This window comes from Oribacterium sp. NK2B42 (assembly GCF_000424445.1).
Classification (GTDB): Bacteria; Bacillota; Clostridia; order Lachnospirales; family Lachnospiraceae; genus Oribacterium.
In genome coordinates this window covers 16,266-39,765 of record NZ_AUJX01000037.1, presented here as the reverse complement: position 1 = coordinate 39,765, position 23,500 = coordinate 16,266, and the positions used below count along the sequence as shown (strand labels likewise).

General features: G+C 44.9%; 19 protein-coding genes and 1 pseudogene. 15 read left to right on the top strand and 5 right to left on the bottom strand.

Annotated elements, in window-relative coordinates:
• Window positions 1-237 (bottom strand): transposase-like zinc-binding domain-containing protein (locus G625_RS22430; protein ID WP_029202013.1); only part of this gene is annotated, 237 nt, incomplete at its 3' end.
• Between the two features lie 85 nt (window positions 238-322).
• On the opposite strand from G625_RS22430, the pseudogene G625_RS19415 reads away from it, so the two are divergent.
• A pseudogene (locus tag G625_RS19415) lies at window positions 323-523 on the top strand (HPr family phosphocarrier protein); the annotation flags it as partial.
• A 77-nt stretch (window positions 524-600) separates the two neighbouring features.
• Here the strand turns inward: G625_RS19415 and G625_RS0110440 are convergent.
• Together G625_RS0110440 and G625_RS0110435 are read right to left on the bottom strand one after the other, a co-directional pair.
• Entirely contained in the window at window positions 601-1,461 is an 861-nt protein-coding gene (locus G625_RS0110440) for an Mrp/NBP35 family ATP-binding protein (RefSeq protein WP_029201078.1), read from the bottom strand.
• Between the two features lie 237 nt (window positions 1,462-1,698).
• Window positions 1,699-2,583: a LysR family transcriptional regulator gene (locus tag G625_RS0110435; protein ID WP_029201077.1), complete on the bottom strand. Its 885-nt coding sequence runs from the start codon at window positions 2,581-2,583 to the stop codon at window positions 1,699-1,701.
• Window positions 2,584-3,067: 484 nt separating this feature from the next.
• Between G625_RS0110435 and G625_RS0110430 the strand changes: the two genes are divergently transcribed.
• The 4 genes from G625_RS0110430 (at window position 3,068) to G625_RS0110410 (ending at window position 7,006) form a co-directional block, all read left to right on the top strand.
• Window positions 3,068-3,538: a LeuD/DmdB family oxidoreductase small subunit gene (locus G625_RS0110430; RefSeq protein ID WP_029201076.1), complete on the top strand. Its 471-nt coding sequence runs from the start codon at window positions 3,068-3,070 to the stop codon at window positions 3,536-3,538.
• A gap of 246 nt (window positions 3,539-3,784) precedes the next feature.
• Complete coding sequence (locus G625_RS0110425) at window positions 3,785-5,026, top strand: 3-isopropylmalate dehydratase large subunit (RefSeq protein WP_029201075.1); 1,242 nt, start codon at window positions 3,785-3,787, stop codon at window positions 5,024-5,026.
• A gap of 145 nt (window positions 5,027-5,171) precedes the next feature.
• Complete coding sequence (locus G625_RS0110415; protein ID WP_029201074.1) at window positions 5,172-5,663, top strand: LeuD/DmdB family oxidoreductase small subunit; 492 nt, start codon at window positions 5,172-5,174, stop codon at window positions 5,661-5,663.
• 98 nt (window positions 5,664-5,761) lie between these two features.
• A complete protein-coding gene (locus tag G625_RS0110410; RefSeq protein WP_029201073.1) occupies window positions 5,762-7,006 on the top strand; it encodes a 3-isopropylmalate dehydratase large subunit in 1,245 nt (414 codons plus the stop codon).
• A 285-nt stretch (window positions 7,007-7,291) separates the two neighbouring features.
• Here G625_RS0110410 and G625_RS0110405 read toward each other — a convergent pair whose 3' ends face one another.
• Window positions 7,292-8,473, bottom strand: a complete 1,182-nt coding sequence (locus G625_RS0110405; protein ID WP_029201072.1) for a ribonuclease H-like domain-containing protein — start codon at window positions 8,471-8,473, stop codon at window positions 7,292-7,294.
• Window positions 8,474-8,706: 233 nt separating this feature from the next.
• Here G625_RS0110405 and ruvA point away from each other — a divergent pair, with 233 nt between their 5' ends.
• The 7 genes from ruvA (at window position 8,707) to G625_RS0110370 (ending at window position 17,086) form a co-directional block, all read left to right on the top strand.
• Window positions 8,707-9,336 (top strand): Holliday junction branch migration protein RuvA, encoded by a 630-nt coding sequence (gene ruvA / locus G625_RS0110400; protein WP_029201071.1) that lies wholly within the window; start codon window positions 8,707-8,709, stop codon window positions 9,334-9,336.
• A 158-nt stretch (window positions 9,337-9,494) separates the two neighbouring features.
• Window positions 9,495-10,505 (top strand): Holliday junction branch migration DNA helicase RuvB, encoded by a 1,011-nt coding sequence (ruvB, locus tag G625_RS0110395; RefSeq protein ID WP_029201070.1) that lies wholly within the window; start codon window positions 9,495-9,497, stop codon window positions 10,503-10,505.
• Between the two features lie 265 nt (window positions 10,506-10,770).
• Window positions 10,771-11,226: a cell division protein ZapA gene (locus G625_RS19410; protein WP_044932309.1), complete on the top strand. Its 456-nt coding sequence runs from the start codon at window positions 10,771-10,773 to the stop codon at window positions 11,224-11,226.
• A 9-nt stretch (window positions 11,227-11,235) separates the two neighbouring features.
• The gene (locus G625_RS0110385) at window positions 11,236-12,636 is read left to right on the top strand and encodes a peptidase U32 family protein (RefSeq protein WP_029201069.1); all 1,401 of its coding nucleotides are present in this window, start codon (window positions 11,236-11,238) and stop codon (window positions 12,634-12,636) included.
• Complete coding sequence (locus tag G625_RS21315; protein ID WP_156885095.1) at window positions 12,608-13,891, top strand: hypothetical protein; 1,284 nt, start codon at window positions 12,608-12,610, stop codon at window positions 13,889-13,891. Before G625_RS0110385 ends, G625_RS21315 begins: the two co-directional genes overlap by 29 nt.
• Before the next feature lie 178 nt (window positions 13,892-14,069).
• Entirely contained in the window at window positions 14,070-15,500 is a 1,431-nt protein-coding gene (locus tag G625_RS19400; protein WP_084152855.1) for an FtsW/RodA/SpoVE family cell cycle protein, read from the top strand.
• Between the two features lie 92 nt (window positions 15,501-15,592).
• The gene (locus G625_RS0110370; RefSeq protein WP_029201068.1) at window positions 15,593-17,086 is read left to right on the top strand and encodes a peptidoglycan D,D-transpeptidase FtsI family protein; all 1,494 of its coding nucleotides are present in this window, start codon (window positions 15,593-15,595) and stop codon (window positions 17,084-17,086) included.
• 224 nt (window positions 17,087-17,310) lie between these two features.
• Here G625_RS0110370 and G625_RS0110365 read toward each other — a convergent pair whose 3' ends face one another.
• Complete coding sequence (locus G625_RS0110365; RefSeq protein WP_029201067.1) at window positions 17,311-18,414, bottom strand: ribose-phosphate pyrophosphokinase; 1,104 nt, start codon at window positions 18,412-18,414, stop codon at window positions 17,311-17,313.
• A 416-nt stretch (window positions 18,415-18,830) separates the two neighbouring features.
• Here G625_RS0110365 and G625_RS19395 point away from each other — a divergent pair, with 416 nt between their 5' ends.
• The 3 genes from G625_RS19395 to G625_RS19390 are packed head-to-tail and all read left to right on the top strand — an operon-like array spanning window position 18,831 to window position 23,308.
• Complete coding sequence (locus tag G625_RS19395) at window positions 18,831-20,873, top strand: ABC transporter ATP-binding protein (protein WP_084152854.1); 2,043 nt, start codon at window positions 18,831-18,833, stop codon at window positions 20,871-20,873.
• Window positions 20,873-22,654 carry an ABC transporter ATP-binding protein gene (locus G625_RS0110355; protein ID WP_044932306.1) on the top strand — a complete coding sequence of 594 codons (1,782 nt, stop codon included), beginning with the start codon at window positions 20,873-20,875 and terminating at the stop codon, window positions 22,652-22,654. The genes G625_RS19395 and G625_RS0110355 overlap by 1 nt, the downstream gene beginning before the upstream one ends.
• Window positions 22,655-22,657: 3 nt before the next feature.
• On the top strand, window positions 22,658-23,308 hold the full coding sequence (locus tag G625_RS19390) for a phosphatase PAP2 family protein (protein WP_084152853.1): 651 nt from the start codon (window positions 22,658-22,660) through the stop codon (window positions 23,306-23,308).
• Window positions 23,309-23,500 lie beyond the last annotated feature (192 nt).

Here is a 23,500-nt window from a genome sequence, read left to right as displayed (position 1 = left end):
TGTATTGGTTGTAGTTATGTAGGTTTTATGGCATTCCTTACAGAGGAAACGCTGTTTACCGTGCTTCTTGCCATAACGGATAACCTTTTTACCAGAGCAATATGGACAGTCATACAACTCGGTTTTCTTTTTATCCGAGTGTACGCTCTCCATAATAGTATTGAAAATGATAAGGATTTCCTCTTTGGAGAAATCCCTCAGAATGTCGATGGCTTTTTTGATATCTTTCATAGTCATATCCGCCTTTCCTTTGATATGACCATTATCTCAAATGCCTCGTGCAAAATAATGCACTACCGACCCATTTTCACACTAACACCATATTTATTTATACAACGGCGATCGCAAGATAGTTGCCAAGTCTGTTCTTAACGTAATGGCTGCAGGAGTCAAGCAGGGCGCACACTTAAGAGTAGAGTGTGAAGGACCTGATGAGGAAGAAGCTCTGGAAGCAATTATAAATGCTATTTCTTCGGGTTTGGGCGAAGGTACAGAGTTCAATAGCGAGGATAGAGTATTTTAAAAACACGGTCGGGAGGAGACTCCCGGCCGTGTTCTGTTTTACCAAGAGCCATTGGGGGACGGTTCTTGGATTGTTATTTATAGTGCTTCAATTGCTTTTATTGCTTCTTTCATTTCGGGAAGGTCGATAGCCTCAACAGCACCGGCATCCATATAGGCTGAATTCTTTGGATCCATAGGAAGCTTTGCGAGAACCTTAAGTCCGTGCTCTGCAGCAACTTCATCCAGATGACTCTCACCGAAAACGTGTATTTCTTCGCCGCAGTGAGGACACTTTAAGTAGGACATATTCTCGATGAGACCGATGATGGGGACATTCATCTTCGCAGCCATATTAACTGCCTTTGTAACGATCATGGAAACAAGCTCCTGAGGAGATGTTACGATGATGATTCCGTCAATAGGAAGAGACTGGAATACTGTAAGAGGTACATCACCTGTTCCTGGCGGCATATCTACGAACATGAACTCGATATCCTTCCAGTTGACTTCAGACCAGAACTGTTTAACAGCCTGAGCTATAAGAGAACCTCTCCAGATGATGGGATCGGTTTCGTTTTCAAGAAGAAGGTTAGCGGAGATGATCTCGATTCCGTTTGCTGACTTGTCAGGAATCATAAGCTTTCCGTCTATGGTCATGCCTACTCCGTCATTTGATAATCCAAAGGCTTTCGGAATAGAGGGGCCGGTAATGTCCGCATCAAGTATTGCGGTTTTAAAACCGTCCTTATTGGTGCCGGAAGCAAGAAGAGAGGTTACGGTTGACTTGCCGACTCCGCCTTTTCCGGAAACTATTCCGATAACTTTCTTTACACTGCAGCCTTCTGCAAGCTTTGCTTTGAAGTCAGGTGTGCCACCGTTACGAGAGGGACAATCCGTTCCGCAGGAGCTGCAGTTGGAATTGCAGGATCCCGGTGTCTGGTTTTCTAATTCTGCCATATATATTAACTCCTTTCGGCACCTGTTTACTTAGTGTTCATCGGTGCTTTTGAATCATTAGCGTAATCAGTTCTGACAGCGCTTAATATAGGATTTTACCATAGAAAAAGACCATCGTCCATGAAACGATGGTCTTTGGATTGTACAAAATGATAAAAGCGGTAACAGTACAGCCCGTACCCCTGGTCCACCGGCTGAAACTTTCGAAATGATCCTTTGACTTCGTGTGAATGATTATCAATCCAGAATACTCAGGAATGCATCAAGGGATTTTGAAGTATTTCCGGAATTAAATACGAATCCGATGTTTCTGGAAGGAATCGGAAGCTGGAGAGGAATCTCCACAAGTGAACCTTCATCAAGCTCCTTCTGGACAAACTCACGTACAACACAGCTTACGCCGATACCGATCTTTGCAAACTCGATAAGTAGATCCATGGTCGTTACCTCAAGGATCTGAGCAGGCTCAATGTTCATTGCCTTGAAGTAGTCATCGATATGGCGTCTTGTCATATTATTCTGATCCAGCAGCATAAGGTTTGCTTCCTCGAATACATTGAAATCAGGTCCGCAAATGGATCTGAGATTTTCCAAATATCCCGGAGTGGCAACAAAAACATCATGAATCTGTCTTGAATTAACAAAACGTATTTCCGGACGCCTGCTTTTAGGCTCTGCCGTAAGACCCACATCAATCTTTTTTGCTTCAATAAGGTTCAGGGTCTGAGCAGTTGCCTGTGTATTGATGGATACACGGATATTCGGAAAGTGCTCCATAAATTTCTGCAGATAGGGGAGAAGGATGTAACGGCAAAGTGTGGTGGAAACTCCAAGCTGGATATGTCCGATGTTGAACTCCTTCATGCGCTTGAGCTCAACCTCTGCGTTATTGATATTGTCAAATGCATCCTTTATGTATTTATAGAGGATCTGACCTTCTTCTGTTAATGTGACACCTCTTGAATTACGGTTAAATAACTTGGTATCCAATCCGTCTTCAAGCTTGACTATTGACTTTGAAATCGCCGGTTGTGAAATGTAAAGCTTCTTTGCTGCTTTGGAAATGTTTCCGCATGTTGCAACTTCATAGAATATTTTGTAGCCTGATAAATTCTGATCCATCTGATGTACCTTCTTTCCTTAAGAGCATGTGTCTACAATCCTAGCTAATGAATCTTTGAAGAGATGTCGATATTCCTCTTACAAATCAAATTTATGAGTACTATAACATAACTTTGCACTATAACACAAGATTATTTGTGATAGATATTAATATAACTTTTGAATGCTTTGTAATAGTTCAGCCGGTGGACCAGGGGGACGGGGTTGGTGGTCCATTTTCCTAAAATAGACCACCAACCCCGTCCCCCTGGTCCACCGGCTGAACTGTTGCAATGCTTTGGAGAAAAAGCCACGAAAGGAAATAACTAAAGAGCATAATACACATCAAAAACATATATTAGAATTATAGAAAGGCCGATGTTATAGTTGATTTAAAAGAATGCGCGGGAAAAATCATATATAGGAGCCAATTAGATCTGCATCTGTATGTCAGAGATAAACGGTGAAAAACATGCGTTAATAGATGAGGAGGAGAAAAACCAGTATGGGAAAAATTTTCAAATACGGAAAGGATGTAGATACCGACCAGATCATTGCGTCCCAGTATCTTTTGTATCCGACTATCGAAGAGATGAAAACACATACCTTTGAGTCTCTTGACGGAGATTTCATCAAAGAGGTGCAACCGGGAGATTTTATTGTTGCTGATGAGAATTTCGGCTGCGGCTCCTCAAGAGAGCAGGCTCCGGCGGTGCTTAAGGCCTGCGGAATAAAGGCAGTACTGGCAAAGTCATTTGCACGTATTTTCTATCGTAACTCCATAAATCTGGGTGTGCCGGTAATAGTTTGCAGCGAGGTTTATGACCATGTTGAACGTGGGGATGAAATGGAACTCAATATGGAAGAGGGCTATGTTTCCGTTAACGGAGAGAAATATGCCTGCACCAGGGTTCCTGCATATATGAAGAATATACTGGATCAGGGCGGACTTCTGGCGTCACTTGATAAGATATGATTTTTAAGTTTCGGGCACTTTTGCAGATACCATACTGAACCGATACAGAGCAGTAAGGTATGTTTCGGTATAGATCCGAATAGATCTGCATCTGTGCGTCAGAGATAAATAGAGAAAACATGGTTTTATGGCCGGATAGATATGCATCTGTGTGTCAGAGATAAACAGAAAAAATGGTTTTTTAGCCGGTTGGATTGTCAGATATAAACGACTGAAAACACTCGTTAATAGATGAGGAGAAGGTTTATGGGAATGACTATAGCTGAAAAGATAATCGCAAGAGCAGCAAAAGCTACTGAGGCTCATGCGGGTAATATATATGTGGTGGAACTGGATCATCTCATGAGTAATGACGGAACTACTCACCTTACCATAGATATGTACAATAAATTGAAGAACAGGAAGATCTATGATAAATCAAAGCTTGTTTGGATAGTGGATCACAATGTTCCCTGTGACAGTCCGAAGACAGCGGCTTCACAGAAGAAAATGCGTGATTTCGCGAAGGAAAACGGCATTACCTTCCATGAGGGTGACGGAATCTGCCACGAGCTTATGATAGAGAAGTATGTAAATCCAAAGGAGCTTATATTCGGTGCAGACAGCCATACCTGTTCCTATGGAGAGCTGGGGGCTTTCGGAACCGGTGTCGGATGTACTGACTATCTCTATGCAATGGTTACCGGAAAGTCATGGGTTCTTTGTCCCGAGACCTTGCGGTTTAACTTTACGGGTGCTCTTCAGAACGGCGCAACCGCAAGAGATCTCATCCTTACCATCATAGGCCGCATCGGTGCCAATGGTGCCAACTACAAAGCAATGGAGTTTGCAGGACCCGGCATGAAGAACCTTACCATGTCGGACAGAATCTGTATCTGCAATCTCTGCGTTGAGGCTGGAGCCAAGACAGCGCTCATGGAGGTTGATGATATCGCAAAGGCATATCTTAAAGAGCATGGTCGTGAGACAGCAGACGGTTTCGTAAGTGATGAGGATGCCGTATTTGAGAAGGTCTATGACATTGACCTCTCCGAGATAGTTCCGGTGGTTGCAAAGCCTCATTTTGTTGATAATGTCTCCCCCGTGTCAGAGGTGGAGGATGTTAAGATCAATGAAGCCTTCTTAGGCTCCTGCAATAACGGACGTATAGAGGATCTGAGACTGGGAGCTTCCATCATAAAAGGAAAGAAAGTGGCAGAGGGTGTGAGATTCCTCGTTTCGCCCGCCAGCCGCGAGGTTTATGATGAGGCTATGTCCGAGGGAATCATTGAGACCTTTATGGACGCAGGCGCCATAGTGGTAAATCCTAACTGCAGTGTATGCTGGGGAAGCTGCCAGGGCGTCATCGGTGAAGGCGAGGTTCTCATCAGCACAGGAACCCGTAACTTTAAGGGAAGAGCCGGAGACAAGAATTCCTTTGTATATCTTGGATCGGCGGCTACTGTTACAGCATCTGCCATTGCGGGAAAGATAGTTAGTGCCGTTTAAGCTTGATTTTGTCGAGTTGCTATACATTGATTTTTTTGCACTTAACATGGGAATGCACAATGCGGAGAAGTACCGAATTGATCAGCGTTTCCTTATATTAAGGTATGAAAAGATAAGCTTGATTTATCTGATTCGGAGGTTTTGAATGGCTTCATTTACAGGAAAAGTATTTATTCTCGGGGATGACATTGACACAGATATCATCATCCCTACAGAATATCTTGCATTGAAAACTATAGAGGATATGAGACCATACGGATTCTATCCTTTGAGACCGGAGCTGCCGTCACTTATTAAGCCCGGAGATATCATAGTTGCCGGAAACAATTTCGGCTGCGGATCTTCCAGAGAGCAGGCGCCGGAGGTAATAAAGGCATTGGGTGTGAGCTGTGTTATCGCAAAATCCTTTGCCAGAATCTTTTATAGAAATTCCATCAATAACGGACTGCTTCTTATAGAAAACAGCGATATACAGGATAAGATCAATGAAGGCGATAAGCTTACCGTGAATCCGGGCAGGGAGCTGGTTCTTAACGGGGAGTCCTACAGGATAGGTTCATTACCTGATAACCTTATGGATATCCTGAAGGAAGGCGGACTTGTAAACGCCATGAAGAAGAGAAACGGGGTTATCTGATTTTATTTGAAACTCACTGATAACACATAGAAGGTTCCTTTATCAGTTCCGGGACAGTGATATAGATTCGGAATCGATTCGTAATATTTGGAGGAAGAATGGGAGCAACGCTTATTGAAAAGATCATCAGACGAAATGTTCATGATGATAATGTCAAGGCCGGAGACATTGTCTTTGTGAAGCCTGACAGGGTGATGATACATGATATTTTTATTCCGTTTGTGGCAGATAAATTTCACGAAATGGGATTCAAAAAGGTTTGGGACCAGGATAAGGTGGTCATTATTTACGACCATATGGTGCCTGCCAGTCAGGTGGATGACACGAGACATTTCAGACGCGGTGACGAGTTTGCAAAGGAGCAGGGTATAGAGCACATTCACAGAGCCGACGGCATATGCCATCAGCTGATGCCGGAGCTCAGATATGCAGTTCCCGGAGATGTGGTGTTCGGAACGGATTCACACACCGTGACTTATGGCGGTGTCAGTGCGTTTTCTACCGGAATCGGATATACGGAAATGGCGGGAATCCTGGGAACCGGGGAACTTTGGATAAAGGTGCCGGATACCATCAGGGTCAATGTTAACGGGAAGCTCCTTGCTGGTGTAACCTCAAAAGATGTGATCCTTACCATCATAGGGGATCTCACTGCGGCAGGAGCTACATATAAGTCCATGGAATTTGCCGGGGATACCTTTGATGCTATGTCGGTAGCGGAAAGACTTACCATGGCCAACATGACCATCGAAGCCGGTGCCAAGTGCGGACTTTTCTATGCGGATGAGAAGACTGCCGAGTTTTCCGGAGTGCCCTGCGATGAAGAGCATGGCTGCTTCAGGGATACCAATGACGGCGATTATGTGAAAGTTATGAACTATAAGGCCGAGGACTTCGTGCCGGTAGCGGCATGCCCTTCACAGGTAGATAAGATAAGACCTATTTCAGAGCTTAAGGATATAAAGATAGATCAGGTATTTATCGGTTCCTGTACAAACGGCCGTCTCGAAGATCTGAGAGCGGCAGCGGAGATACTTAAGGGCAGGCACGTGGCACCATATGTTAAACTCATCGTGACACCTGCCAGCCATTCCATATATAAGGCGGCGGTTAAAGAGGGCATCATGAAGATATTTAACGATGCCGGTGCCATCATCATGAATCCGGGCTGCGGTCTTTGCTGCGGACGAGCAGGAGGAATCCTCACTGACGGCGAGACTGTTGTTGCTACAAACAACAGAAATTTTCTGGGACGCATGGGTACCAACAAAGTCAATATCTACCTCGCATCACCTGTGACTGCGGCGCACAGCGCGGTTGCCGGATATGTGAGAAGTGTATGATATTTTTTAGAAATACATTGAAATAGGAATGATTCTGATATACTATTTATTTAGAAGGTGCTCGCCGTAGGCGGTTAGCCCTTAACTAAATAGTTACAAAAAATAACCGTTCAGTTGGTAGGCTGGGGCGGTTATTTTTTTGCAATCTTGTACGAAGGACTAACCGCCTACCGCAATGGCAAGCACAAGTAGGAGTGTATCATGTTAAACGAAAGTAAGCTATAGTCTGTTTTTAGACCATAGCTTTTTGGATGATGTTTGTTACTGAGAATGATGTGACAATTTTTACAACTTCAGCTGTTTTATGACTGAACAAAGATATGCCTCGGCTGAAGCCTCATCTTCAAACATTTCCGAATAAAATTGAGTATAAATGAGTTTGTCTTTGTATTCCTTGCATAGTGTCGGAGAAAAGACCGGTTCCGGTTCAGGAAGAAAAATGCCGAAAACCTTCTGGTAGCAGGTTTTTGCAGTGGCTTTCTTTCTGTGGCTGCGGTCCACAAATTCAGCAAGTGACTTGTGTATGGCTTTATCCTCCATGGGAAGGTAATAGTAGTCGCAGTAATTCGGGTAGAAGAATTTGAGTTCTCCCTCATAGAGATTTGCGCAGAGGTTTAGCTCAGAGCCGGTCAGATTAATGAACCAGTTATCCAGACTTATATCAAGAGGGACAGGGACAGAAATTGAAACGTGGTCGTTATTTAGTTCCGATATTGGTGCTTCAGAGGTTGTGATAGCATCAGAATTGTGGTCTGACATTCTTTGACAAGCCGAATTCTGAGAAAATATATCGTAGCAAAGACTTAAAACACGTCTATTTTCAGTGGGGTGCTCCACAATTTCCTGCGATTTTAAAGAAAAACTTCCTTTAAGTGCGTAAATATAATTCAATATCGGAAGTATATTAGGCATGTTTTCAATGTCTTCGAAGTTGTGCAGCAGGAGACATTCCAGTTTATCCTGAGAGCGGTCTTCTTGCCACTGAAAGTAGACATTTATAAGGTCTCCGCCGGAAAAGCGGTCTTCACGATATATTCCCAGAAATTTCTCACAGGTCTTAAGCTTCATATTCTCAAGTCCCAGCAGTTTCTTCAAAGGACGGATCTTTTTCAGAATGTCAAAGCTCTCAACATTATAAAAAGAGTAGGGGAGCCCGTACTGTTCCACCATATGTGAAAGGAATGGGATATCAAAACCGTCTCCATTGAAGGAAATCAGCACTTTTTTTGAAGACAGAAGTGTGAAAAAGTTTTCGAGCACTGTGGTTTCGTCGCTGACATCTTCGCAGAAATACTGGATAAGCTTCCAGCCATCATCGTAGGTAAGGAGACCGATAAGATAAAGCCCGGATTTCCAGGAAGAAAGCCCGGTGGTTTCTATGTCAAAGAACATGATGTCCTCTGCCGGAGCAATCAGAGACAAGTCAAATTCAGTTGTAAGTTCAATTGGTTTTTCTATTCGAATCAAAGTAATCCTTTCTTTCGGCAAAACAATTCGTTCTAGACATAAGTAGTCTGAATCCGGTGAACACCAATCTCCAAAATAGTGTTCGAATGTAATGTTACTGTTAAGTGAACTTTTTCCTGACCGATAGACCGAGTCTAACACAGTATTAAACATTGGTCAAAAGGAGATGTAGCATTTAACAAACATTTGTGCTATGCTTTTTAGAGTGAAAATTGTTCTTTGGGAGTTATCATATGATCAGTTTTATACATGGAGAATTGGCGGAAATCCAGGAAGGGATGATAGTTGTAGAAGCATCGGGGGTCGGCTACGGCATCAGGGTGCCGGCTACGGTCATAGGATCCCTGCCTTCCATAGGGGAAGAGGTTAAGATATATACTTATTTTTCGGTGACTCAGAATGGCGTGGAGTTGTGCGGTTTTTCTACACCTGAGGACAGGGAGATGTTCACAATGCTTCTTACGGTCAGCGGTGTGGGACCAAAGGGAGCCCTGGGCATACTTAGCGCCATGTCTCCGGATGACCTCAGGATGGCTATAGTGACCGGAGACAGCAAGGCTATATCAAGAGCTCCTGGGGTTGGAAGTAAAACCGCCCAAAGGATAGTGATTGATCTTAAGGATAAGCTGGATGCCACAGAGGTCTTCAGTTCAGCCATGGATCACGGCTCATCCGGCGGAGGAACAGCACTTTCCGGGGCTGTCATGGCACACAGTGCTCAAAGAGAAGCCGTGGAAGCATTGGTTGCTCTCGGTTATTCAGAAACAGAGGCAAGCCGTGCAGTGAAGAAGGTTGAGATAAACGGAGATATGACAGTGGATCAGATACTGAAGCTCGCACTGAAGAATCTCAGTTTTCTTTGACTGTAAAAACCACAGGTTTCAGGACGTAAACAAGGAAAAAGCGTTCGGAAATCCCGCTATACGAGACACCTTTTTGGCTGACGCCAAAAAACTGCAAGTATGGATACCGGATTTTTGGGGAAAATCGATATCCTATAAGATAAAGGAAATTATTCTGGATGGAACGTCGAATTATAAATACAGATGAAACAGTAGAAGACAGACAGCTGGAGCCGAAGATCAGGCCACAGAAGCTGGATGATTATATAGGGCAGTCAAAGCTTAAGGAGATGATGAAGGTCTACATCACAGCGGCGAAGAACCGCGGAGAGTCCCTTGATCATTGCCTTTTTTACGGACCTCCCGGACTTGGAAAGACAACCATTTCCAACATCATCGCCAATGAACTCGGTGTGAACATAAAGGTGACCTCCGGTCCTGCCATCGAAAAACCTGGTGAAATAGCCGCTATTTTGAACGGACTTTCCGAAGGGGATGTACTGTTTGTGGATGAGATACACAGACTTAACCGTCAGGTGGAGGAAGTACTTTATCCTGCCATGGAGGATTTTGCCATAGACATCATGCTGGGCAAGGATGCCACGGCGAGATCCATAAGACTTGATCTTCCGCACTTTACCCTTATCGGTGCCACCACAAGAGCAGGACTTCTGTCGGCGCCTCTTCGTGACCGTTTCGGCATCATATCAAAGCTTGAGTTTTACAATAAAGATGAGCTCAAAAAAATCGTGCTGCGTTCAGCAAATGTTCTTAATGTTGAGATAGATGATGAGGGTGCCGAGCGTATAGCTCTGAGATCCAGAGGAACGCCGCGACTTGCCAACAGACTTTTAAAGAGAGTAAGAGACTTTGCGGATGTGAAGTATGGCGGAAAGATCACAAAGGAAGCTGCCGATATGGCACTGGATATCCTGGACGTAGATAAGCTTGGCCTGGATCAGAACGACAGGACCTACCTTCTGACCATCATTGAAAAGTTTAACGGCGGCCCCGTCGGTGTGGAGACCCTTGCGGCAGCCCTTGGTGAAGACAGCGGAACCATTGAGGATGTATACGAGCCGTATCTTCTCATGAACGGTCTTATAAACAGAACTCCCAGGGGTCGTGTTGCCACTGCCAACGCCTATAGGCATCTGGGTCTGCCTCGCCAGGAGACACTGGATTTGTAGCATTGTAACAAGTTCAGCCGGTGGACCAAGGGGACGGAGCATTTCGTAACAGTTCGGCCGGTGGTCCAGGGGGACTGTTACAGCATTTCTTGGCTAAAACAGTATTTCCTCATATATCTCTGTTTTAATGGGGCTGTTATGTGGTACAATATACATGTATTGTGAGGTTTTGCGAAACCTTGCACATTTGACAAAATCACCGGAGTGTAGTAAGATTCGGTGTATTTTTGGTGTACATATTATAGAAAGAACAGAGAGTAAATCCATGGCAGAAAAAAATACAGTAGAAGTCGTTATCGACGGAAAGATATATCAGCTTTCAGGCAATGCAACAGAAGGATACATGCATGAAGTGGCAAGCTATCTCAATCAGAAGGTTCTTGATTTTAAAAAAATGGTTGCCAATTACAATAAGCTGGATGACAACTTAAAAGCATTACTTTTGGAAATTAATATATGTGACGATCTTTTCCACGAGCAGGATAAGACCAGAAAATTTGAAAGAGAAAAAGACGAAGCTGAGCGCGAGTGCTACAGTTTGAAGCATGATCTGGTTAATTATCAGATGAAGCTCGAGAATAATATTAAGGAACTTGCTGATACTCAGAAGCGTCTTGCGGAGCTTGAAGCTAAGCTTGCTGCCAGAGATGCGAGAGATAATGCTCTTACAGGGGATGATAAGGTTACTTCCATCACAACAGGAGCAAGAAAAAAGAATTGATTTTAAAATATGAAAATAATCAGAGATAAACGTGTAGAACTGCTGGCACCGGCCGGTTCCTTTAAATCGGTGGTGGCAGCGGTTAATGCAGGCGCCGATGCCATTTACATGGGCGGCAGGAAATTTGGCGCAAGAGCCTATGCGGATTCAGCAACAGCCGAGGAGGAAGATATGGTAATGGAGGCCATCCGTTACTGTCATCTCTTCTCGGTAAAACTTTATATGACGGTAAACATACTCTTTAAGGATCAGGAACTTAAAGAGCTTTTTTCATACATAAAACCTTATTATGAGGCCGGAGTTGATGGGCTCATAATGCAGGATCTGGGTGCCGTTAAGAAGGTACATGAAATGTTTCCGGGTCTTGAAGTTCATGCCAGCACCCAGGAAACAATATCAAGTGTAGCAGGTGCCCGCATGACGCAGAAATTCGGTATGACCAGAGCCGTGGTGAGCCGTGAATTAAGTCTTGGAGAGATAAAAAAGATTCATGATGAAACCGGAATGGAGCTTGAGGTTTTCTGTCATGGAGCCATGTGTTACAGTTTCTCCGGAGCCTGTTTTATGTCTTCGCTTCTGGGCGGAAGATCAGGGAACAGAGGACGCTGCGCCGGAACCTGTCGTTTGTGCTATGAGAGCATCAGCCGCGGAGAGACTGCTGACGGGGCGAAAGCATTGGCAAATCCGAAAAACGGAAAGACATCGGGAGAGCTTCGGAAAAAGGGATATCTTCTCAGCATGAAGGATATGGAGACTCTGGATTTTTTGCCGGAACTCATTAAAGCCGGGGCTTACAGCTTCAAGATTGAAGGACGTATGAAATCGCCGGTATATACGGCGGGAGTAGTCAGTGTCTACAGAAAGTATTTGGATCTGGCCATGAAAAAGCTTGATGGAGAGATAGAGACTTACAGTGTGGATCCCGAAGATAAGAAGATACTCAGGGAGGTTTTCGACAGAGGCGGTACCACCAGCTATCTCAATAAGCATAACGGTGCGGATATGATCGCCATAGAGGAGAAGAAATTCCGTGAAATCGATAAGGAGGTTCTCAGTTACATCGAGAGTGAGTTTATAGACAAAAACCGCACGATATCTCTGGAAGCAGATATGGTGATGGAAACCGGAGGACCGGTGGTGCTAACTCTGACAGATCGGGGCGGCAGGATGGTCACCGTGGTTTCCGGTGATAATGTTATGGCTGCGGAAAATCGTCCCATGACGGCAAAAGATGTTGAAGAGAAGCTCAGAAAAACCGGCGGAACAGCGTTCAGCTTCACGGACGTAAGGGTCAATATCAGCCCTGATGCGTTTTATCCGGTGGGAAAGCTTAATCAGTTAAGAAGAGAAGCACTGGAAAGGTACGAAGAGGAGATTTTAAGTGGTTCGAAGAGACAACTTGCGGAATGACAAAAAGAATACCGGAAAGAATGACAGCAGAAACCGGAATAATGACTATAAAAAGCAGAAACCTCTGAAGGAAAGATTTAAGGAAAACTCCAGGGAGAATCCTAAGGGAAATCTCAAAGAAAATTTCAGAGATAGTTCAAAGGGAAATTCAAAGAATAGTTCAAAGGGAAGTTTAAAGGATAGCTCAAAGGGACGTTCAAAGGAAGCAAAGAGTGAACCTGTAGCTTATGGTCTGTCTGCGGAAGACTGGCTTATGCCGGTCAGTGTCTCCGTTGAAACAGAGGCACAGCTTAAGGCTGTGATGGATATAAAAGCTGTCAGTAGAATTTATGTTGACGAAGCCTGCTTTGGGATTCCGGAGATGGTTTCCGAAAAAGATGGAATCGGCTCTAAGGGAGCAAAGGAGCTGATTGGTGATAGCCGAATACCGAAGAACAAGGTTGAAAAACATGCGGTTACAGAGGATGAATACGAGGCAGAAGCATTCGCGGAAATATTCAAAAGCATCAGAGCTTCCGGAAAAGAATGCGGACTGAGACTCAGACGCATTGAGAGGGAGACGGATCCTTTCCTTAATTCCCGGAAGCTTCTCGAAAATCTGGTAAAGCTCGGGGCAGCTCCTGATGCGGTTCTTATCAGAAGCTTTGATGAAGCAATGATGCTTTCGGATACAGAACCTTCGGAACATAAGTATTCAGAACAAAGACCTTCAGAAACAGGTAATAAAGGTTTAAATACTATAAAGAGGATTTTTGATTATACTTGTTACGGATACAACACTGAGGCGGTTTCCATGCTTTTGGATCTGGGAGCGGAAGGCCTCACTTATCCCATAGAGCTTACCGGCAGAGAATGTATGGGGCTGAGAAAATCTCTCAAAGAGAATGAATCGGATGAGAGACTCAGGACAGTGCCCTATGAGGCGCTGGTTTATGGGCATCTTCCCATGATGGTGAGCGCCAATTGTATACAGAGAACCTCTGACAGATGTGATCACCGTAACAGGATACTTCATTTAAGAGACCGTATGCAAAAGGATATGCCGGTGAGGTGCTACTGTAAGTATTGCTATAACCAGATCTTCAATGCAGAACCCCTGGTTCTATATGACCTTGAGGGAGATATCCGGGCTCTTGAACCGGAAAGTGTACGTTATGATTTTACCATCGAGCCGGAAGCTGAAGTACTGAGGATCCTTTCCGGAGCGATACCCAAGGCTATGACGAGGGGACATTTCAGGCATGGAATAGAATGAGTTGGTGTTTGAAATCATCCGGCTTTTTGTTATATAGCTCTAAGACGACTATTGCAATTGCATGCTTTAGAGAGCACGTTTTTGCAGAATGGCTCCAGAGCTGGATCCGGGATCGGAATAGCAAATGACTTTGCAGGAGGGATGCATGTTTTGTGCCGATATCGGTATAGGTGTTTAAATGGTAAATTTATATATTACAGCTACAAAGTATATTCAGTTAATTTTGATAGTTCTTTATACATATTGCAATTTCAGGTATCTTACGATACCTGACGAGGATGATGCGGATCCGCTGTGCTACTGGCAGTTTCGCATCATTTTGTTAGTCCATTTTCTTATGAACTTGACAGTTTATCTTAAAACCGGAGAGATCAGTGCTGTGATCTTTTATCTGATTCAGCTTCTGTTTTTCGCAATTTATGTTTTTGTATCCAAGCGTATATACAGAAACATTAACCGGCTGTTACTTAACAATACAGTGTTCTTTATGGCCTATGGTCTCATCATGCTGGAACGTCTCGATATGAGTAAAGCCATAAAGCAGTTTATAATCATGGTGGGGGCAGCAGCATTGACGCTTGTCATACCTTATATCATTGATAAAGTATGGGATCTTGTGAGATGGAAATATGTTTTTGCTGCGGTGGGAATACTTATGCAGGGGATAGTGCTGATAATCGGAGCCACCAGCTACGGTGCGAAGATGTCCATTTCCATCGGAGGATTTACCTTTCAGGCTTCAGAACTTGTAAAGATCACCTTTATTCTGGCGGTTTCGGGAATGCTTAGCTGTGCGGAAAGCTTCAGGGATATAGTATATACCTCACTGGTGGCAGGACTTCATATGCTTGTTCTTGTGTTATGTAAGGATCTTGGGTCTGCTCTCATTTTCTTTGTGGCTTACCTTGTTATCCTTTATATCGCGACCAATAACTGGCTGTATCTGGCTCTCGGTAATTTGGGTATGGGGCTGGCTGCGGTTTTTTCCTATTTTGCCTTCAGCCATGTAAGGACCAGAGTTTTTGCCTGGATAGACCCTTGGGCAGACATTGACAATAAGGGATATCAGATTACCCAGTCACTTTTTGCTATAGGAACAGGCGGCTTTGTGGGGCTTGGACTTTTCCAGGGGCTTCCCAACAAAATTCCCATCGTTGAAAAGGATTTTATCATTTCCGCTATTTCCGAGGAGATGGGGGCAATAACCGCCATATGCATTACCCTTGTGTGCCTGGGATGCTTCATGCAGATGATGGTCATCGCCACATATATGAAGGACAGCTTCTATAAGTATGTGGCTGTTGGGCTTGCCATCGAGTACATAGTTCAGGTGTTCCTTACAATAGGAGGCGCCATAAAGTTTATACCCTCCACCGGAGTTACACTTCCTTTCGTGAGCTATGGTGGATCTTCCCTGGTTTCAGCCTTCATTGTTTTCGCCATTATTCAGGCTCTTTACATTATCCAGGGCAATGAAGACGAGTTCGATGAATACGAGATAGCAGAGGATGAGCAGGATTTCGGAACGGATATTATTTCTCCGAAGGATATTTTTTCTGATGTGGGTCCGGGGTACAGAGGTAATAATGTCAGTGTGGAAGATCTGTGAAGTATAGGACAGATTGTTGTGGCCATAATCTGAAATTTGAAGAAGAAACGACTTTATCAGTGGTTTCTAAATGAATATAGGTTTTACATCAGATGGAAAAAAACAAATCCCGGTCAAGGGAGAAAATTACAAATAAGAATATAGTGGGGTTCATCTATTTCTTTGCGCTGCTGTTTTTCGCCATGATAGGGTACATGGTGTACTTTATCGGCTGGCGTTCGGATGAGCTTATGGGTAATGCCTACAACCCCAGAATGGAAGTATTTGACAACCGCTTCGTAAGGGGTGCCATAATATCTTCGGACGGACAGGTCTTGGCAAGAACGGTAGTTACCGATACCAGAAAAAACGAGGATGGTACAGACAACCCCAAGGGCAGTTACTCGGAGAAGAGAGAATATCCGTTGGGAAAAGTATTTGCCCAGACAGTGGGATATTCAACCAAAGGTAAAACCGGCATTGAGTCTCTTGCCAATTTCTATCTAATGGAGTCAAACTCGAATCCAGTGGTGCAGGTGGCTAATGAGATAACGGAAACCAAGAGTCTTGGCGATAATGTGATCATTACCCTGGATGCGGGGCTTCAGAAGGTGGCTTATGAAGCGCTGGGGGAGCATAATGGTGCAGTTATAGCCGTTAACCCGAAAACCGGAGAAATCCTTGCCATGGCTTCAAAGCCAAGCTTTGATCCAAACACCATAGTGGAGGATTGGGACAGGATTGTTAATGATGAAAACTCCGAGGCTCCGCTTCTCAACAGATGTACCCAGGGGCTTTATGCGCCTGGTTCTACCTTCAAGCTCGTTATGGCCCTTGAGTATATAAGAGAGCATCCCAATGACTATAAAAGCTTTTCCTTCAATTGTGACGGAGAGTACCGGAATGATGAAGATAAGGACTATGTGGTGCATTGCTACAGCGGTGAGGAACACGGGAAGGAGGACCTGCAGGAAGCATTTGCCTATTCCTGTAATTCTGCCTTTGCAAAGATAGGCACCATGGTAAATAAAACGAAGCTGGCTAAAACCGCTGAAGAGCTTTTGTTCAACCAGGAGCTTCCCATAGCTCTTTCTTCAAAAAAGAGCAGGTTCAATGTTAATGCAGACTCCGGTACCTGGACTATGATGCAGACCGCCATCGGACAGGGAGAGACCATGATGAGCCCCCTCCATGAGGTAATCCTTGCATCAGCTATAGCAAACGGAGGTGTCCTTTCGGCGCCTCAGGTGCTGAAACAGGTTCAGTCCGCTGAGGGAAATGTTATCAAAGTGTTTGAGGAAGGCGAAAAGATAAGTCTAATGACGGAAGAAGAGGCATCAATTCTTGGCTCCTTTATGCGTTCCGTTGTCACAGAGGGAACAGCCTCGAAGCTTAGAGATGCAGATTATCAGGCAGCCGGAAAGACCGGCTCCGCGGAAGTAAGCAAAAACGGCGAAACCATCACCAATGCCTGGTTCACCGGCTTTGCCCCTTACGACAATCCCGAAATTGCAGTCTGTGTAGTAGTGGAAGAAGGCGAGACCGGAGGCCGCACAGCAGTGCCGGTGGCAAAGAAAGTTTTCGATTACTGGATAGACGGAAGATAATGCAAGAAATCCATTGGGGGTAAAGATTTTTTTGGTGAGAACCTTCCCCGGTGAACCGATGGCCGAAGCATCGCATTGACTTAACATACTAATTGAAAAGAAGTGCTACCGGTAGACGGTTGGCCCTTGGAATAAGTAGTTAGAAAAATAACCGCCTAGTTTGCGAGACTGGGGCGGTTATTTTTTTGTTATCTTGTAAAACAATTTATTATATTTACTTGACATCAATTTCCGATGCCGCTCATTTTTTTATAATTCTCAACTGTCTCTTTGATCCTCTGAGCAGGCTTTGTCAGCTTCGACATCGATTCACCTTTGTTCATGGTATCTATGATGGCGGCGATATATCTTTCCATGTTGATGCTGAAATAGTATTCCTTGGCAAGCATTTCTTCTTTCTGATATACAAGGTTGGTGGTGAAGATCTTGTCAAAAACACCTTCCTCGTAAGCTTTATCGAACTTTTCAAATCCGCGGGAGAAAAGCCCAAAGGTGGCAAAAACAAAAATCCTCCTGGCACCGCGATCCTTTAGCTGGCGAGCCACATCAAGAATGCTTCCTCCGGAATCGATCATATCGTCTACTACGATGACATCCATTCCTTTAACGCTTCCTCCGCAAAAATCATGGGCTACGATGGGATTGGAGCCGTTCACGATAGTGGTATAATCACGCCTCTTATAGAACATGCCGATGTTTACTCCGAAGAGAGATGCCAGAAATACGACTCTTTCTGTTGCGCCTTCATCGGGAGCTATGAACATGAGGTGTTCTCCGTCTATCCTTAAATCCTCATATTCAGTTAAAAGTCCCTGGGTAAACTGAAGGGCAGGAGATACGTTCTCTATTCCCTTCAAGGGCACTACATTCTGCATTCTCGGGTCATGAGCATCAAAGGTCACCACGTCATGAACCCCCATGGCTTCCAGCTCCTTAAGCATAACTGCGCAGTCCAGGGATTCCCTCATGGTCTTCCGATGCTGCCTGCTTTCATACAGGAAAGGCATGATGACGGTTATCCTTGAGGCTTTTCCGTTGCAGGCCGCAATGATACGTTTCAGATCCTGATAGTTGTCATCCGGAGACATGCGGTTCAGGCTTCCGTCCATTTTGTAAGTCAGGGAATTGTTGCATACATCCACCATGATATACAGATCTCTGTCCCGGACAGACTCCTTTATGATCCCTTTTCCTTCTCCGCTGTTAAACCTCGGACATTCACAGGGAATGAGGAAGCTTTCACCGCGCCAGCTCTCCAGGATCTTATCCACCTTCTGACCTGACTTTATCGCTGACTCAAGAGCTATGATCCCAAGCTTATCTGCCATACGTCACCTCCCGGTATGGTTTCATACCTTCATTTTTTTATTTTCCAATTACACGCTCAAGGCTCCCGGCCTTATACCACAGAGCCGTATTTACACTTTATTGTAGCATTATTATCGTTCAAAAATCATAAAAACGGTGAAAAATCCTAACGAAAATACATAAATACCATTGCAGTCTGAATTGTTACAATCAATGCTCCGGCTGCCGGTGAAATGTGACATATATTGACAAAGGGGTTATAATAGGTCTGCTGCTGCAAATGCCGTGGCGGACTTTTTTGTTATGGTATATTTTCCTCTAAAAAAGATGGGATGACTTCCATGACAAAAGAAAACAGATTTAGGGAGCCAATTAGATCATTATCTGTATGTCAGATATAAACGGCTAAAAAATGCATTTATAGAGGAGATAGTTAGTGAAACGACTTTTATCTTATGTAAGTGATTACAAGATCAGGGCGATCCTGGCACCGCTGTTCAAGTGCCTGGAAGCCTGCTTCGACCTTTTGGTGCCAATGGTCATCTCCAGCATGATCGACAAGGGCATAAACAATGATAATCTTCCGTATGTTTTTCAAATGGGAGGGTTGCTGCTGTTACTTGCAGCCATAGGTCTCACCTGTTCCTTTACTGCACAGTTCTTTGCCGCAAAGGTGGCCATCCATACCGGAAAAGGGCTCCGAAATGACCTGTTCAGGCATATAAACAGTCTTTCCTACAAGGACATCGATATCCTGGGCACCAGCACCCTCATTACCAGAATGACCTCTGATATCAATGCTGTGGAAAGCGGCGTAAACATGGCCCTCCGCCTGTTCATGAGATCACCCTTCATCGTATTTGGTGCCATGATCCTTGCTTTTACCATCAATGTTAAGGCTGGAATCATTTTCACCATCACCATAGCGTTGCTTTTTGCGGTGGTTTTCGGAATTATCCTTACAACTGCGCCTATGTACAAAAACAACCAGACGCAGCTGGATAAGATAATGAAGACTACCCGTGAGAATCTTCTCGGTGTAAGAGTAGTCCGTGCTTTCAACCGTCAGGCTTCAGAGATAGAGCAGTTTAAGAGAGAAAACGACAGACTTACAGAAATGCAGGTAAATGTCGGACGTATCTCTGCGCTTCTTAATCCTGTGACTTACGTTATCATAAATCTCGCTGTAGTTTATCTCATTTATCGCGGCGCCAATTTTGTTGATAAGGGATCATTAACCCAGGGTCAGCTTGTGGCTCTTGTTAACTACATGTCCCAGATTCTGGTTGAGCTTATAAAGCTTGCAAACCTTGTGATCCAGATCACCCGTGCCATGGCAAGTATGAATCGAATCGACGGTGTATTCAGCATCAAGCCAAGCGTTCAGGATCATGCAAATGCTTTAGCAGGAACAGGCAATAACTCTGAGAATACTTCAGTTGCAGTCGATGATTTACAAAGTCTTTCCAATGTCGGAAACTCAGCAATCAAAGGCGTACAAGAAGCAGCTCATGGCAAAGATGGAGCTGAGGCTTCTCCCAAGGTTTCCTTCCGTGATGTTTCATTCGCTTACACCGATGGTGCAGACCCGGCTCTTTCCGGAATAACCTTTGATGTCATGCCCGGCGAAACTGTGGGTGTCATCGGAGGTACCGGTGCAGGTAAGTCAACACTTATAAATGTGATTCCGAGATTTTATGACGTTACCGGCGGTGAGATAGATATAGAAGGAAAGCCGGTAAAAGAATACGGACTTACAGAGCTTAGAAAGAAGATTGGTGTGGTTCCCCAGAGAAGCGTTCTTTTCAGAGGGACCCTCAGAGAAAATATGCAGTGGGGTAAGGAAGATGCAACGGATGAAGAAATCTATGCAGCATTAAAGACCGCCCAGGCTTACGATTTCGTGGAGCAGAAGGGCGAAGGCCTGGAGCTTAAGGTAGAACAGGAGGGAAGAAACTTCTCCGGCGGACAGAAGCAGAGACTTGCCATAGCGAGAGCTGTGGTCCGTAAGCCTGAGATCCTTATCCTGGATGATTCCGCTTCCGCACTTGATTTTGCAACGGATGCGGCACTCCGAAAGGCCATCAAAAGAGATACCGGGAACATGACTGTTTTCATCATTTCCCAGAGAGTCTCAACTGTACGTAACTCCGACAAGATTGTAGTTCTCGATGACGGTAATGTTGCCGGCATCGGAACCCATGATGAACTCTTCAACTCCTGTGAGGTTTATAAGGAAATCTGTCTCTCACAGCTCAATAAGGATGAAGCCGGAAACCCCGGGGTCACTGTGGATAAGGCATCAGCTGATGCGGTTAGGTCTGCCAAAGCTGCAGATGATCAGGTTAGTACGGGTAAGCCTGCTGCATCCGCAGTTATTTCGGCCGGTGCTGAGGATACATCCTCTTCTAAAACAGAAGATTCCGGTGAAGATGTAAAGGCGGAAGCCCCGGCAGAGAACGGAAAGGAGGCAGAGTGATGGCTAAGGGAAAACCAAGAAAGATGACGGCTGAGGACCGTCGGACCATCGGGAGGATTCTTCGGTATATCAGGAAATACATGCATCTCGTTATCATTTCCATCCTGCTTGCGGCAGTCACCGTGGTTCTGACTCTGTACCTCCCAATCCTTACAGGCTATGCGGTGGACACCATTGTGGGAGAGGGTAATGTTGACTGGCGGAAGCTTATGGACATTCTGAAGCTTATGGGAATCCTCATCATCCTCACGGCTTTTGCCCAGTGGCTCATGAACCATATCAACAACATCGTTACCTTCAGGGTTGTTGAGGATATCAGAACAAAAGCCTTTAACCATGTGGAAGAGCTTCCCATAAGCTACCTTGACAAGCATCCGGCAGGAGACCTAAGCAGCCGTATCATTACGGACATCGACCAGTTCTCCCAGGGACTTCTTATGGGCTTTACCCAGCTGTTCACAGGAGCTCTTACTATACTCGGAACCCTGGTGTTTATGTTTTACATTGAGCCGGTCATTACAGTGATAGTTATCTGCCTTACACCTCTTAGTTTTGTTGTGGCCAGTCTCATAGCAAAGCACACCTACAACTTCTTCCAGAAGCAGTCGGAAAGCAGAGGAGAGATAACCGCATTTACAGAGGAAATGCTTGGAAACCTTAAGGTAGTGAAGGCGTTCTCCCATGAAAAGGATGCCCAGGAGAAATTTGAAGATATCAATGAAAAGCTGTCAGGTTACAGCTTTAAGGCAGTTTTCATTTCCTCCCTTGTTAACCCCGCCACAAGATGTGTAAACAATATCGTTTATGCGGCGGTAGGTGTAAGCGGTGCTTTCATGGCCATAAAAACCATGATCACCGTCGGAGAACTTGTGTCATTCCTTAGCTACGCCAACCAGTACACAAAGCCCTTCAATGAAATCTCCGGAGTTGTAACCGAGCTTCAGAATGCCATCGCTTCCGCATCCCGTGTTTTTGAGATCATCGATGAAGAAGCAATGGTGCCTGATGCTCCCGATGCGGAAGTACTTGGAGCAAACGGTGAACTTAAGGGACAGATAGATGTAGAACATCTCTGGTTCTCTTATGATAAGAGTAAGAAATTACTTACCGACATAAACATTCACGTAAAACCCGGTGAGACTGTGGCTATCGTAGGTCCTACGGGCTGCGGAAAGTCCACGCTCATAAACCTTCTCATGAGATTCTATGAGCCGGATCAGGGCGGCATCCTGGTGGATGGCTTTGATAACCGTTCTGTTACCCGTGGAAGCCTCCGGGATAATTTTGGAATGGTGCTTCAGGAGACCTGGCTTAAGGCCACTACCATCAGAAGAAATATTGCCTACGGAAAGCCCGATGCCACCATGGAAGAGATAGTGGAAGCCGCAAAGAAGGCACATTGCGACGGCTTCATACGCCGACTCCCTCAGGGCTATGACACGGTACTCGGAGAAGACGGAGGGTCTCTCAGCCAGGGACAGAAACAGCTGCTCTGTATCGCGAGACTCATGCTGCGCCTGCCACCAATGCTTATTCTGGATGAAGCAACCTCCTCCATCGATACCAGAACCGAGCTTCATATCCAGCATGCCTTCGACAGAATGATGGAAGGCAGGACAACCTTTATAGTTGCCCACCGTTTGTCCACCATCAGAAATGCAGATCTGATATTGGTTCTGAAGGACGGAAACATTGTCGAACAGGGTAAACACGAAGAGCTTCTCCATAGAGGCGGCTTCTATTCAACCCTTTATAACAGCCAGTTTGCAAAGGAAGCATGATAAATGGAAAAAATCAAAAGCATGCACAGTAACCCTAAAGGGTTCATAAAAGATAATATGTACTGCCTCTGGCTTCTGTACCTTCCCTGCTATCTGTTCTATTTCGCACATTTACAGTTAAGGGAAGTGCCGGCAAGTGCAGTACAGATCATAGAGTCGCCCCTTGACAGGATGATCCCCACCATACCTGCATTTTTCATACCCTATGCCATGTGGTGGATCATCTTCCCGGGAGCCCTGGTGTTTTTCCTTTTCTGGGGAAGCAAAAAAGATTTCCTGAAGCTCTGCTTCATCCTCTTCGGAGGCTACACCATCTGCATGGTGGTGTACACAATCTGGCCAAACGGACTTAACCTCCGTGAACCCATAGAATCAGCAGACCTGTTTTCGGCCGCGGTGAACTGGCTTCGTTCCATCGATCCGCCCCGTAACGTCTGCCCCAGCATGCACGTCTCCAGCACCGTAGCCATCGACCTTGTTGTGCGAGAGTTCCGGTACATAAAGCTGCGATATAAGAACATCGAAACCATTATCGCAGCGCTCATTTGCCTTTCCACAATGTTTATAAAGCAGCATTCAGTAATAGACGTTATTCTCGGTTGGGCCATGAGTGTTCTACTCTGGTTCATTTGGAAAAGATTTTTCGAGAAATAAATTTTATTACAAAGTCATCGTAGACGTAACAGTTCAGCCGGGATGCCTTATTTTCGCAATGACCAAGGCATTACATTGACCTATATTCCGGTTACCTGCATTTGGGTCATCCTGAATAGCAGGTTACAATGACTCAATTTTAGGTAATCAGGATTTGGGTCATCCTGAATGGCAGGTTACAATGACTCAATT

Bases quoted from the DNA above. Each gene is read 5' to 3' on its own strand.
- G625_RS0110440 (WP_029201078.1), bottom strand. From the start codon at position 1,461: ATGGCAGAATTAGAAAACCAGACACCGGGATCCTGCAATTCCAACTGC.
- G625_RS0110435 (WP_029201077.1), bottom strand. From the start codon at position 2,583: ATGGATCAGAATTTATCAGGCTACAAAATATTCTATGAAGTTGCAACA.
- G625_RS0110430 (WP_029201076.1), top strand. From the start codon at position 3,068: ATGGGAAAAATTTTCAAATACGGAAAGGATGTAGATACCGACCAGATC.
- G625_RS0110425 (WP_029201075.1), top strand. From the start codon at position 3,785: ATGGGAATGACTATAGCTGAAAAGATAATCGCAAGAGCAGCAAAAGCT.
- G625_RS0110415 (WP_029201074.1), top strand. From the start codon at position 5,172: ATGGCTTCATTTACAGGAAAAGTATTTATTCTCGGGGATGACATTGAC.
- G625_RS0110410 (WP_029201073.1), top strand. From the start codon at position 5,762: ATGGGAGCAACGCTTATTGAAAAGATCATCAGACGAAATGTTCATGAT.
- ruvA (WP_029201071.1), top strand. From the start codon at position 8,707: ATGATCAGTTTTATACATGGAGAATTGGCGGAAATCCAGGAAGGGATG.
- ruvB (WP_029201070.1), top strand. From the start codon at position 9,495: ATGGAACGTCGAATTATAAATACAGATGAAACAGTAGAAGACAGACAG.
- G625_RS19410 (WP_044932309.1), top strand. From the start codon at position 10,771: ATGGCAGAAAAAAATACAGTAGAAGTCGTTATCGACGGAAAGATATAT.
- G625_RS0110385 (WP_029201069.1), top strand. From the start codon at position 11,236: ATGAAAATAATCAGAGATAAACGTGTAGAACTGCTGGCACCGGCCGGT.
- G625_RS19400 (WP_084152855.1), top strand. From the start codon at position 14,070: ATGGTAAATTTATATATTACAGCTACAAAGTATATTCAGTTAATTTTG.
- G625_RS0110370 (WP_029201068.1), top strand. From the start codon at position 15,593: ATGGAAAAAAACAAATCCCGGTCAAGGGAGAAAATTACAAATAAGAAT.
- G625_RS0110365 (WP_029201067.1), bottom strand. From the start codon at position 18,414: ATGGCAGATAAGCTTGGGATCATAGCTCTTGAGTCAGCGATAAAGTCA.
- G625_RS0110355 (WP_044932306.1), top strand. From the start codon at position 20,873: ATGGCTAAGGGAAAACCAAGAAAGATGACGGCTGAGGACCGTCGGACC.
- G625_RS19390 (WP_084152853.1), top strand. From the start codon at position 22,658: ATGGAAAAAATCAAAAGCATGCACAGTAACCCTAAAGGGTTCATAAAA.